At 51.3% G+C, this 12,566-nt stretch carries 12 protein-coding genes; 10 read left to right on the plus strand and 2 right to left on the minus strand.

The window, feature by feature from the left end:
- The first annotated feature begins 20 nt into the window (after nucleotides 1–20).
- Together B1C80_RS17500 and B1C80_RS17505 are read left to right on the plus strand one after the other, a co-directional pair.
- Nucleotides 21–821, plus strand: a complete 801-nt coding sequence (locus B1C80_RS17500; RefSeq protein ID WP_077922498.1) for a molybdopterin-dependent oxidoreductase — start codon at nucleotides 21–23, stop codon at nucleotides 819–821.
- Between the two features lie 55 nt (nucleotides 822–876).
- Nucleotides 877–1,614 (plus strand): thioredoxin family protein, encoded by a 738-nt coding sequence (locus B1C80_RS17505; protein ID WP_077922499.1) that lies wholly within the window; start codon nucleotides 877–879, stop codon nucleotides 1,612–1,614.
- A 21-nt stretch (nucleotides 1,615–1,635) separates the two neighbouring features.
- Here B1C80_RS17505 and B1C80_RS17510 read toward each other — a convergent pair whose 3' ends face one another.
- On the minus strand, nucleotides 1,636–4,074 hold the full coding sequence (locus tag B1C80_RS17510; RefSeq protein ID WP_077922500.1) for an alpha-L-rhamnosidase C-terminal domain-containing protein: 2,439 nt from the start codon (nucleotides 4,072–4,074) through the stop codon (nucleotides 1,636–1,638).
- 641 nt (nucleotides 4,075–4,715) lie between these two features.
- Here B1C80_RS17510 and B1C80_RS28140 point away from each other — a divergent pair.
- The 8 genes from B1C80_RS28140 to B1C80_RS17540 all read left to right on the plus strand — a co-directional run bounded on the left by B1C80_RS28140 (nucleotide 4,716) and on the right by B1C80_RS17540 (nucleotide 11,682).
- Nucleotides 4,716–5,408 carry a hypothetical protein gene (locus B1C80_RS28140; RefSeq protein WP_139361674.1) on the plus strand — a complete coding sequence of 231 codons (693 nt, stop codon included), beginning with the start codon at nucleotides 4,716–4,718 and terminating at the stop codon, nucleotides 5,406–5,408.
- Between the two features lie 385 nt (nucleotides 5,409–5,793).
- Nucleotides 5,794–5,994: a hypothetical protein gene (locus B1C80_RS28145; protein WP_099076887.1), complete on the plus strand. Its 201-nt coding sequence runs from the start codon at nucleotides 5,794–5,796 to the stop codon at nucleotides 5,992–5,994.
- 53 nt (nucleotides 5,995–6,047) lie between these two features.
- Nucleotides 6,048–6,758, plus strand: coding sequence for a hypothetical protein (locus B1C80_RS17515; RefSeq protein WP_077922501.1), 711 nt, complete (start codon nucleotides 6,048–6,050; stop codon nucleotides 6,756–6,758).
- Nucleotides 6,759–6,799: 41 nt separating this feature from the next.
- Nucleotides 6,800–7,381, plus strand: a complete 582-nt coding sequence (locus tag B1C80_RS17520; protein WP_139361675.1) for a hypothetical protein — start codon at nucleotides 6,800–6,802, stop codon at nucleotides 7,379–7,381.
- Between the two features lie 4 nt (nucleotides 7,382–7,385).
- Complete coding sequence (locus B1C80_RS17525) at nucleotides 7,386–7,874, plus strand: peroxiredoxin (RefSeq protein ID WP_077922503.1); 489 nt, start codon at nucleotides 7,386–7,388, stop codon at nucleotides 7,872–7,874.
- Nucleotides 7,871–9,610, plus strand: a complete 1,740-nt coding sequence (locus B1C80_RS17530; RefSeq protein WP_077922504.1) for a peptidase domain-containing ABC transporter — start codon at nucleotides 7,871–7,873, stop codon at nucleotides 9,608–9,610. Before B1C80_RS17525 ends, B1C80_RS17530 begins: the two co-directional genes overlap by 4 nt.
- The gene (locus B1C80_RS28895) at nucleotides 9,555–10,058 is read left to right on the plus strand and encodes an ATP-binding cassette domain-containing protein (protein ID WP_161492785.1); all 504 of its coding nucleotides are present in this window, start codon (nucleotides 9,555–9,557) and stop codon (nucleotides 10,056–10,058) included. The genes B1C80_RS17530 and B1C80_RS28895 overlap by 56 nt, the downstream gene beginning before the upstream one ends.
- 136 nt (nucleotides 10,059–10,194) lie before the next feature.
- On the plus strand, nucleotides 10,195–11,682 hold the full coding sequence (locus B1C80_RS17540) for a xylulokinase (protein ID WP_077922506.1): 1,488 nt from the start codon (nucleotides 10,195–10,197) through the stop codon (nucleotides 11,680–11,682).
- A 139-nt stretch (nucleotides 11,683–11,821) separates the two neighbouring features.
- Here B1C80_RS17540 and B1C80_RS17545 read toward each other — a convergent pair whose 3' ends face one another.
- Nucleotides 11,822–12,505: a DUF3431 domain-containing protein gene (locus B1C80_RS17545; RefSeq protein WP_077922507.1), complete on the minus strand. Its 684-nt coding sequence runs from the start codon at nucleotides 12,503–12,505 to the stop codon at nucleotides 11,822–11,824.
- Nucleotides 12,506–12,566: the final 61 nt, after the last annotated feature.

Raw genomic sequence — 12,566 nt, forward strand, 5'->3', positions numbered from 1 at the left:
CCCATACACCCTGCCCTGTCATGAAAATCGATAACGAACCCAAGCTCCCGGAAAGCGACGCTCCCGAATCAGCCATACGTCGTCGAACGCTCCGCTCGTTTGGGCTGTTCGCGCTGGCCGCCACCGTTCCGTTCGGCGTTTATTCGTGGATTAAAAGCAGCCCGAAGGTCCTGGGCATGAAAAAACCGTTGCGCCGGGTACTGGATGCCAACGAACAGATTGCCCGTACGTATTTCAGCAACATCAACCTGGTTAAGACCTACTCCCGCGAAGAAGCGGCTAAACAACCGCGCGTAAACGGCTTCGACGGGTTACGCGCACCCCTGCCGACCGACTGGAAGCTACAGATCGACCGGCCGAACCAGGAGCCGCTGCTCCTCACCATGGACGACGTTCGGGCGCTGCCGAAGCAGGAGCTGATCTATGATTTTAAGTGTGTAGAAGGCTGGAGTCAGATTCAGCACTGGGGTGGCGTACGACTCTCCGATTTTCTGGAGCGTTACAAACTCGGCACCAAAAGCGGCAATGCCCCTACGCCGGACAGTCCGACCGATCTGTATTCGTTTGTCGGTATGGAGACGCCTGACAAAGGGTATTATGTGGGTATCGACATGGAAAGTGCGCTGCATCCGCAAACGCTACTGGCTTACGAACTCAACGGGCAGCCGATCAACAACCAGCACGGCGCCCCGATCCGGCTGATTATTCCGCACAAATACGGCGTCAAGAACCTCAAACGCATTGGTCGGATTTTCTTTTCCGACACCCGACCGCGCGACTTCTGGGCCGAGCGTGGCTATGACTATTACCTGGGTCTGTGAAACGGCTTGTGTACCGTTCACAGCAGCCCTGCATCATCACTCAACAACGTTACTCATGAACGCATTTTTCTGGCTGGCGGTGACCCTGCTGCTGGCCCCAGCCGAGTCGATACCAGCACCCGTCAAACCAGCCGCGCAGCCGGTCGTGGTGCTGGAGTTGTTCACCTCGCAGGGCTGCTCCAGCTGCCCGCCCGCTGACCGGGCTTTACAGGAAATCACCGAAAAAGCCGCCCGATCCGGCCAGGCGGTATACGGTCTATCGTTTCACGTCGACTACTGGAACCGGCTTGGCTGGCAGGACCCGTTTAGCAGTCGGCAATTCACCGATCGGCAACGGCAGTATAACCGGCAGCTACGCACACAAACCTATACACCCCAGCTGATCGTAAATGGGCAGCAGGATATCATTGGCGGCCAGCGAAGCCGCATTGAGCAGGCTGTTGCCGCCGTTCAGAAACAACCGGCTTCCTCATTTGTAACAGTAAACGGCCAGATGAGTCGTACGGCCAAAATCCTGACGGTGAGCTATACGCTGTCGGCGAAAGGGCCTTACCGCGTCAATATCGCCCTCGTACAGAAAGAAGCCCGTACCGCCGTCGGCAACGGAGAAAACGGGGGGCGAACGCTTGTCAACACCAACATCGTACGGCAGTTCAGGACCATCGACCAGGCGGGGTCGTCGGGCAGCGCCACCCTGGCGATACCCAATGGTCTCAGTCCGGATCAAAGCAGCGTACTGGTTTACGTTCAGCGAACGGACAACGGACAGGTTGTTGGCGCCAGCTTGCTGTAGCCGACCCAACAGAAACTGGTCTTATAAACTTACCGTCTGCGTGCCTCCTTTCAGAGGGAGACTTTTGCCTTTCCAGCGCAGCGTACCAGTCATTTTCTCGGGTAAGCTCACGCTGCCGGTCAAACCGCCCGCTGCCGTTTTCTGGAAGCTGACAGCAATCTCACCCTGCGGATGAGGCACGCGGCCATCAACGCGGGTCAGGGTACCGAAGGCCGGCTCGATGCGCACCGTGCGGAAGCCCGGCTCGGCAGGCTGGATACCGCAGGTCGTCGACAGCAGCGCATACAGGGGCGAGGCACTCCAGGCGTGACAATCAGAGCGGGTTGGTTCTGGATTTTCGGCAAAGGTAGTCAGGCCAATAGCCAGCATATCGCGCCATGGCTTGAGTTGCGGCACCAGTTCATCGCCCAGCCCGGTTTTCTTCAGAGCCTCGAACAGGTAAAACTTGAAGTAAAAGGTAGCCTGAATGATATCCGTAGCGGCCATTGTTTTTGTCAACAAAGCCACCTGCTGATTTTTCGGCACGGCGTCGGTCAGGATCGCCAGCAGATTGGCATGCTGGCTGAAGCTGTTTTTCGCGGGTGTATCGGCCAGCAGGCCCCGTCCGGCATCCCAGCATTGGGCATAAACTGCCTTGTTCAGCCGGCGGGCCAGCTCGCGGTAATGCTCGGCGCGTTCGTTCTGACCAAAATGGGCCAGCAGATCGGCCGCGCGGAAATAGGTATAAGCCTGTTGTAAAGTTAAAATGCTGGACCCACCCTTCTTAGCGCCCGGCGGCACCCCACCCGCCACCTCATCTTTCGCGTTCTGCCACTTGGCCCAGTCCACAAAATTCCACCAGAGCAGCGGCCCATTCAACCCGTTCTTATCGAGCCGCTCTTCGTGCCAGTTCAGCACGCTCAGTACGCCGGGCATCATAGACTTGACGAAGGCATCGTCGGACCGGTGCATCCAGTAATCGTGGATCATGCAGACCCAGAAGAGCGAAAACGTCGGTATTACCTGAAAGTCCGCACTGGGATAGCGGCTTTGGGTCAGCCCGTCATTGAAGCGGCTGTGGTCATAATCGAGAATGGCTTTGCGCATCAGCCGATCGTCACCCGCCACATACAGCGAAATCAACGACTGTACACGTGTATCGCCGGTATACTGCAGCTGTTCGTAATAAGGGCAGTCGTAGTAGGTTTCGCCCGCACAAAGCCGGGCCGTTCGCCAGCCCACCTCCCAGATTCGCTGCAACGACGAGTCGCCCGGCGTGGATGCGCCCGGCGCATTCATGCCGGGCGTGGATGTTGTTGATGTGGGGGCGTTTGCGGTAAACGTTCCTTTTTGCTCGAATGGGTAGCCGGTAAATTGCCCGACGAGGTCGTTCAGTACGAGCGGTTCGTCTTTGGTTTCTACCGTCAGCTGCAGGTACCGATACGTCCGGAACCAGAGTGGCCGAAACGTACGGCGGTCCGACCCGTCGGCTACGAACTGATCGTCGAAGCCGCGTAACGACCGGCCTTCCACCTCGTTCCGGTTTCCTTTTTTACCGGCTGCGTCGATCAGGGCTTCGGCATAGCTCAGGGTGATTACCGCGTTTTTGCCACGGCTTACGGTCAGTTCCGGGTAGGCGTTTGTCAGCACCCCATTGTCAAGCAGAAAGACCGCTTTCTTATTAGCAGTAACGGTTACGGGCGCTTTTCCCTGCAAGAAGGCGGCCTCCATCTGTCCGTTCTCTACCCGCCGAACGGCCGCCAGTCGCTCGGGATGTTCTTCCATCATCGGAATCTGACGGGGTACCAGCCCCCAGTTCCCATCGGTGCCGAGTCCGCGGGGCTTGGTTGGAAAGCCAAACGGTTTGGCCGCCAGCCAGGCACTGTCGTTGAAGTCAGGCTGCTCCCACCCCCAGGGATAACGGGCCGCATCGACCCGGTCGCCATCGCCCGCCACGATGTAGGTTCGCAGTTTGGAGATATCGTTCTTGATAGGCGAGTAAGCCGGGTTCTGGTATACCTTCCAGCTGGCGTCGGTATTGGCTATTTTTTCAGGGTCGGTGTCGCCCTGCAGCACGAATCCGGTCTGGTAGCTCATCTGCGCGAAAGGAATGCCCTCGCCCATGTTCCAGACCTGCGCGGCCAGCACATTCCGCCCGGCCTGCAGATACGGCGCCAGATCAATCGTTTCGTAGTTCCAGTTCTGTGTATCGCTGCGAGCCGGCCCCAGCAGCACCGCCCGACCGTTCACGAACAGCCGATACCGGTTATCGCCCGAGACGTGTACAACGAAGCGGGCCGGCTTCTGCGGCAGGTCAATGGCTTTTCGCAGGTGAAACACCCCATACTGCCGGGCCGGCGCCGTTGGGTGCAGAATCCAGCGCGCAGGCCAGTAGGTAGTAGTCCAGTCGGTAGTAGGTGTCTGAGCCAACGAGGCTATCGACGCAACAAAGAAGAGGAACACGAATTGGAACCGGATCATAAGGCAGAGGGGCTTAACAATAGGACTGCAAGTTAGCTTTCTGCCCTTTTTCCTGTTTCCGGAGCGGTACAAATAATGGATATGAAGATTCACCAACCGTGCTTTTTATAGGTTTATGGGTGATTTCACACATAAAAAGAGTGATTTCACGCAGTTTAACCCACAAACAAGTACACATTCTACAGCATGATGTCGTCTTAACTGAAGGAGTTAATCCTACCCACCATTATGATTCAGAAACTATCTAACCGGTTCCGCTTTTTAGATTATCTAATCCGCAAACGGGCCACTGGCTCACCCAGAGAACTAGCCCAGCGCCTGGGCATTACCGAACGCGCCTGGCACAAGATTCGCGACGAGCTGGCAATGATCTCAACCTGCCCCTCGCCTATGATCCAATCCGCAAAACGTATTACTACACCGAAGAGGGCCAACTCGTGTTTGGGTTTCAGCGAAAGCTAAATAATAATGACATGGAGAAGTTGGAAGGCGGAAGAAAACTTCAGACAGTTGGCTCCCTATGTTCATTTTGGTCTCTGATTTCAGCAGGCTATTGAAACATACACACGCGGTGCACTATGATTATTTTGACCAGCAACAATTTTGGATACTTTAACAAAGCACCTCTTTGTCTTACCAAAATGGTCCTCATCATTGGATTACAAATCAGCTACGGACAATCTGTGCAATCTATACATGAGAAGTATTTACAGAACCTTGGTAGCCGACGTTGTATAGATTCTATCACCACCATTTTCTTATCCGGAGATGGATTTGATAGTCAAACAGGAACCAGGTACATAGTTAATATACATAAAGCTCTTCCGAACCTTTGTTCTTATGAAAGAATTAACGATACTGATACAACATACTTTAATTATGATGGTCACACTAATTGTTTAGGTAGTAGACCCGAGCGCAATTCTATAAAGCTACTCAATAAAATTTTATCTGATAATCAGTCTTATTTCAGAAATGAAAAATTATTTAATGATTTTGTATACATTGGCGATAAATGTACTCTTATAAAAAGAATAGTTGAAAGCGACGAAGAGTTTTATGTACTTGAATATAATGACAAAAAATTCATACAAACATTTTACACAAACTGTCAAACCTACAACATATCTAAAGAGGTAGTATATAATACTATAAGTACAGCCAAGAAAGAGACAAAATACTCTAATTTTAAAATCATAAATTGTATAAATATTCCATTAACAGAAGTAAGCAACTTCAATATTGATGGCATTCCCACTTCCACGTCTATTTATAACTATAAAACTGTAGTCATAAACAAAGACATGAGTAAACATCGTTTCTCATGCGATTAAAAATCAACTCAAGCTTCGGAAAATATATTACTGCGTGTTTATTAACCAGTCCGCAAAATGTACTACTATACCGAAGAAGGGCGAATCATACTCAGGTTTCAGCGAAAGCTAAACAATGAGGATGTAGAAAAACAACAAGTAAGCTAATAATTTCAGACAGCTAGCCTCCTCTGGTCTTTGGCTGCAGCAAGTACCAGCTCAATGAACCGAGAGAATAGTTATTTAAAATTCATTTTAAATAATGGATTTACTGCTGCTTTATAAGATAAATTGGAAATTTCTATAAAATTTATATCGATGAACTCTCAGTTCAGTGAAAGCCCCGAAGTTGCGAGGGTCATTCAGTATCGAATGACACGTATTTAACACTAAATTTTTAAAACGCATGAAAAAGCTAAATGTTATCCAGTTGGAACGCATGATGGGTGGAAGATGCACGGGGGAGTCTATTTCGTTTGCTTCGTCAGTAGCAAGTCTTGGCAAAGCAATCGGTGATGATGATTCTTCAGGATGGGACTATGCTACAGCCTCTTTAGGAGTAGCTGCTGCAGGCGAAAAATGGATGGCTTGCATGGGCTGGCTTTAATCTGAAATCTACGGTCAGTAGGATTATCTACTGACCGTTTTATCTTAAGCAATATGAGAAAATATTTAATTTTATACGCCTTCTCTTTTTACACTTGCTTTTGTCATGCCCAAAAAATAACACGTTTTATAGGCACGTATTTTTCAAAAGACACCTTACAACCAGTTAGCCTTATTTTAAAACCGGGCGATAATAAATCTATTTCAGGAATACTTATTACGGCAATAGGTCAGGAATACACATACTTCACGCATCAAAATGACACCCTGACAGGGTATTTTATCCCATCTCAACCCGACAATTATATTAAAGCTATTATCAAAGGCGACTCCCTTGAACTATTTATTATGCATAACGACCTAACAAAACATCTATTTTTGTCAAAACTAAAAAACTTCGATTCAGAATTAACTAAAAATAAGCAATTTGACCAGGTACTTTTTGGGAGGTGGGTCTATTATGACGAAAAACAAAGAAAGCTCATAAATACTCAGTACTTTGTATTTTATCCAGATGGAAAATTAGAATTTAGCCACGCCAAACACCCTGACATAATGAATTCTGATATTATCAAATCAGGTAAAGTTAAGCCTAAATGGGCTACACAAAATCAACACCTACATCTATTATTTGAAACAAGCCTACCATTATACACTCCTAGTATCCCAGCAAGCATTTATCGTATAGGTGGCGATACGCTTTACATGACTAATAAATCTGGCCGCGTTCATAAAGCGGTAAGAGACAAATCGTTTATACCATGAGTAGGTTGATTCGATATTTACTACTCTTTTCATTACTTCTAATGATCGACTTTACATTAGGAGCAATCGTAGATCACTTTTTCTTACCTGAACAGTTAGTATTAGAAAGTTTATCTAAAAAATTTACACAGTCTGAAATAGCAACTCTATTGAAGCACAAAGAGGGACATTATGTACTTTTGAATCTATTAAAAGGAATTTTTAAGCTATTTAATATTGTGGTTATTACAAGCATTTTGTCAATTGGTATTCTGCTAAATGATTTCAAAGTTCAGTGGATACGTATTATTAATATAGTAACTATTGCTCAATTTGTATTTTTCATCCCATTGCTTTTAAAACTAGGCTGGTTTTCCTTTATCAAGACAGACTATACCTACGCTAATTTCAGCGATTTTAGTGCGCTTTCACTATATAACCTCCTGGATTATTCTGAGGAATGGCAAAGATGGCCTCTTAAACAACTCAATATTTTTGAATTTTTATTTTGGCTTATTCTGGCAATAGGTTTACAGAAGGCTTATAACATTCCACTAAGCAATGGAATGTCAATTGTGGTGCAGTCATACGGCGTGTCTTTCTTTTTATGGATAACAGTGATTGTTTTTTTAAGTATTATGTAATCACATGAAGAATTATTTGTATTTATTATTATTCATTCTATTTACTGGAATGATTTACAAAATTCTTGATCGTTTAGCCGTACGCAAAGAGACGTCCCACAAGATTCACACCCTGCCGATCGTGGCATCAGCCAAGTTCACAACACTCAAGCCCATGCTTCTCGGAAAACCTACTATCGTCATTTTCTTTGATCCTGATTGTGAGCTATGTCACCGGGAAGCTGCACAAATACGCCAGCAACAAGCAGCCTTTGCCAATACGTCTGTTTACTGGCTCACTACGCAACCCCTTAATAAAGCCCGAGCCTTTGCGCACCAGTTCGGCTTAGATACGCTCTCGATGATGCACGTAGGGGCGCTCACCCGCGAAGAAGCTTACCAGGCTTTTGGCCCCACAGGCGTACCTCATATTTTCATTTACGGCGCCGATAAGCGACTCCGTAAGGAATACAAAGGCGAAGTAAAAGTAGAGGCCCTCCTGAAATACTTATGAAACACATTCACCGGACCTTCACCCGCCAGCTCGACCAGACCGATTGTGGAGTAGCCTGCCTGTTGTCTGTTTTGCGGTATCATGGCGGAGATGCCAGCCGGGAACGACTCCGCGAACTCAGCGGCACCAGCATTCAAGGTACTTCGCTGCTTGGGCTGTACCAGACTGCGCAGGCGCTAGGCTTTGATGCCGAGGGCCTCGAAGCCGAAGGTATCCATAATCTGAGCGAACTAACCGAACCGGCTATTCTGCACGTCTTAGTCGACGACGGCCCCACCGGGCAGCGGTTACAGCACTATGTTATTTATTACGGGCAGGACAATGGACACTATACCATTGGTGACCCGGGGCAGGGTGTGGTGCAGATGCCAGCCGAGGAGCTAACCCAAATCTGGCAGTCGCGGGCCTTACTGTCGCTCAAACCCACCAATACGTTTGTCAGAACGACTCAAAGTCGCCAACAGCAGTGGCAGTGGTTCCGGCAGTTGCTGCATGACGACCTGCCGCTGCTGGGCATTGCAGCCGGGCTGGGTGTGCTGATGGCGGCTTTGGGTCTGACGATGGCGCTGTTTTCGCAAAAGTTGCTGGATGAGATTCTGCCCCGGCAAAACGTAGAAAAACTGACGCTGGGCTTGTTGCTATTGGCGGTGCTGTTGCTCGCTCGGGCGGGCATTGGCTACCTGCGAGGCTTTTTGCTGCTGCGGCAAAGCCGGGATTTCAACACGCGCATCGCCAATCACTTTTTCCGCGATCTGCTACGGCTACCCAAATCGTTTTTCGACACCCGCAAAACCGGCGATCTGGTGGCACGGCTCAACGACACCCGCCGGATTCAGGCTACCATCAGCTTCCTCACGGGCAGCGTAGTCATCGATGTACTGATGGTGCTTATTACGGCTGGTTTCCTGTTTATTTACCACTGGCAAATCGGTTTACTTAGCCTGGTTTGCCTGCCTTTATTTGGCTGGCTGGTATGGCGATTCAACTCCCGGATCATTGCGGGCCAACAGGAAGCCCTGGCAGGGTATGCTCATACGGAAAGTCATTTCATTGACTGCATGGGCGGTATTGGCGTCATTAAGGCGCATCAGAAGGAACCGTTTTTTGGTGCTGTAACGTCGGCTATTTACAGGTCTTTTCAGCAAAAACTCTACCAATTGGGCTTACTAGGCAATCGCTATAGCCTGCTGAGTGAGTTAATCAGCGTCGGGATGCTGGTTACGCTTATTGCTATGAGTACGTTTATGGTACTGCATAAACACTTGAAACTGGGCGAGATGATGGCCGTACTAAACATGTCCGGTACACTCATCAGTGCCATCGCCCGGCTTTCCACAACCAATATTCAGTTGCAGGAAGCGCGTGTAGCATTTCAACGGATGCGCGAATTTACCGAACTCCCCGCCGAAGTGTCTGCCAGCCAGAACGGGTCAGCCAGCAATAATCAGCCACCGGAAATCATACTGGAGTCACTGACGGCCAAAAGCTTGTCGTACCGGTTTGCTGGGCGTCCGGCCCTGTTGAAAGACATCTCATTTTCGGTACAGAGAGGTCAGATTATAGGGCTGATTGGCGAAACAGGTTCGGGCAAAAGTATGCTCCTTCAGATTCTACAGAAATTTTATGAGCCGGAAGAAAAAGACCAGCTAAGCGTCAGAATGACTCTCCCTGGCACTTCATTTGCGGGGGGGGGGCGATACCGCCTGGGCAGCCATTCCCGCTGCCGATTGGCGTAGACTGATCGCCTGCGTACCCCAACCGATCAAGATTTTCAACGGCACCCTGCTCGACAACATCTGCCTGGGTAACTCAATCGAGGAAGCCGACGCGGTTGTACAGTTTTGTCAGGAGTACGGTTTCCACGATTATTTCATGAAGCTGCCGCAAAACTACCTTACCCTTGTCGGCGAGGAGGGCATAAACCTGTCGGGTGGTCAGCAGCAACTGGTTGGTCTGGCCCGGGCTCTGTACCGCCGTCCTCAACTGTTGTTGCTGGACGAAGCTACGTCTGCCCTCGACCGCCAAACGGAGCAGTTCGTGCTTACCCTGCTTCAGCGGGTCAAATCGCAGATGGCCATTATCATGGTTACGCACAGGAGCCAGTCCGTTTTACTGGCCGACCGGGTTTATGTGATGGAAGACGGCATTCTTCAGGTAACCAGTACAGCATCGACGGTTGCCTGAGCCCGTCTGGACACGACAGGCGGTAAGGCACAACTCTACCAAAAATTGGCGGATTGAGAGCGGTTTGTTAACTCATTTGTCACCTTCGGGTTGTACTTTCGCGTTAAATTTCCGACTCCCAAATTCTGGTATCTGCATGTATTTTCTTGGATTCGACCTCGGCTCATCGTCCGTCAAAGCGTGTTTACTCGATGCCGAAAGCGGTAAAGCCGTAGCGTCGGTGTTCTTCCCCGAAACCGAAATGGCCATCGATTCGCCCCAGCCCGGGTTTGCCGAACAGCAGCCTGAGCAGTGGTGGCATAATGCCTGCCGGGCCAGCCAGGCGGTACTGAAACAGGCCAGCGTTCGGCCCGAGGACGTCAAAGCCATCGGCATCTCGTACCAGATGCACGGGCTGGTGGTGGTAGACAAGGATATGAACGTATTGCGGCCTTCCATCATCTGGTGCGACAGCCGGGCCGTTCCGTACGGCAACCGGGCTTTCGATGACCTCGGCCGCGACCGGGTCCTGAAACATCTGCTCAACTCGCCGGGCAATTTTACAGCCGCCAAACTGGCCTGGGTCAAAGCTAACGAACCCGACGTATACGCGCAGGTAGCTCACTTCATGCTCCCCGGCGATTACCTGGCGGCCCGCATGACGGGCGAGATCGTCACAACGGGATCGGGTTTGTCAGAAGGAATCTTCTGGGATTTCCAGACTAACGAGCCCGCGCAGTTTCTGCTCGATTATTACGGCTTCGATGCATCGCTGCTGCCTACCATCCGGCCTACGTTTGCCCCCCAGGGCGAACTAAGCGCCACGGCAGCCGCCGAACTGGGTCTTGCCGCCGGAACGCTCGTTACCTACCGCGCCGGCGACCAGCCCAACAACGCTTTCTCGCTCAACGTACTCGAACCAGGCCAGATTGCCGCTACGGCGGGTACGTCTGGTGTCGTATACGGCGTCAGCGACCGGGCCGATTACGACACCAAATCGCGGGTCAATACGTTTCTGCACGTCAGCCACCGCCCCGAGGCCCCACGCTACGGGGTACTGTTGTGCGTAAACGGAACGGGTATTCTGAACAGCTGGCTCCGCAACCAGGTGCTGCGCCGGACTATCAGCTACGACGAGATGAACCGCCTGGCCCACGAAGCACCCGTTGGTGCCGATGGCCTGGTTTGCCTGCCGTTCGGCAATGGCGCCGAACGCGTACTCGAAAACGCCGATCCGGGCGCGTCGTTCCACGGCCTGCAACTGACCCGCCACGAACTGCCCCACCTGATCCGGGCCGCTCAGGAAGGTATCGTTTTTGCGCTTTATTACGGGATTCAGGTTATGGAGAGCGTGGGCGTTGGTCTGCAAACGATCCGGGCCGGCGAAGCCAATATGATGCTCAGCCCGCTCTTCCGCGACACGCTGGCCAACCTGACCGGGGCAGCTATCGAACTGTACAATACCGACGGGGCGCAGGGAGCCGCCCGCGGAGCCGGACTTGGTCTTGGCTATTACAAAACCGCGCAGGAAGCATTCACCGGCCTCCACGTCACCAAAACCATCGATCCCAACATCCGCGATCAGGAACGGTATCGGAACGCGTACGGAACCTGGCTGACCCAGCTGGAAAAGACCGGCTTGTAGATAATTAGCGTTGCCGACTACCCCTTTGCTCATCCCTACAAACCGGCGGCCAGTGATCGAAACCACTGGCCGCCGTTTTATAAGGCCTCATGCGCCACAAGACAGTTTCTGCATTTGCTTACAGCAACTGGCCTCAAACTCACTGAAGCAGATCAGGCGTCTGGTGTCGCATCGGCTTCAGATGAACCGTTTGCCGACCGGCCAGCCACTGGCGGTCAATACCGACCAGGCCAAATACCAGATCCCAGCTCCGCTCGAAACAGTGGGCTGCGTCGGGAAACGTGATCGATACAGCCAGAGCCCGCTCGTAAAAGGCGCGCGTTTGCCGACGCACTACATCGCGATGAACGGCAAACTGAGCACCCAGCACAAAGGTGTACGCTGGCGGTCCGTCAGTGTCGAACAACGCCCGATGAAAGCCGCGCAGATCAAGACCGCGCCCGTCTTCGTTCTTGCTCCAGGGCCTGAACAAGCGGTCACCCTGATTATCGTCGGTATCGATCAGATGGCCCAGCCAGCAAAACCCCAGCGGACTGATCGCGTCGGGAGCATCGGTAAAGGCCCGCAGGGTTTTTTTGAAATCGAAGGCATGGTCAAACGGTTTCCCCTGACAGAAGATGGTCCATTCGGCCAGCGTGTCGTAGCGCTCAACGAGGTGGTGGAGATAGGTATGGGCCTCACGCCCTACGTTGGGGAGCACAAGCGCATCGGGCCCCGCCGACCCATCGGCACTTTTATCATAGACGGTTACGTGCAGACTGGCAGGGCGTTTCCGTAGCCAGGCCAGGTCTTCGGTATAGCGGGCAACAACAAGTTCTAGCATAGGCGATACTCGCAGAACAGTACAGGTCGGGCAAAGTTCGATCCGTCGATTGGTTTCTTCC

The organism is Spirosoma sp. 209 (assembly GCF_002006735.1).
GTDB classification, from domain to species: Bacteria; Bacteroidota; Bacteroidia; order Cytophagales; family Spirosomataceae; genus Spirosoma; species Spirosoma sordidisoli.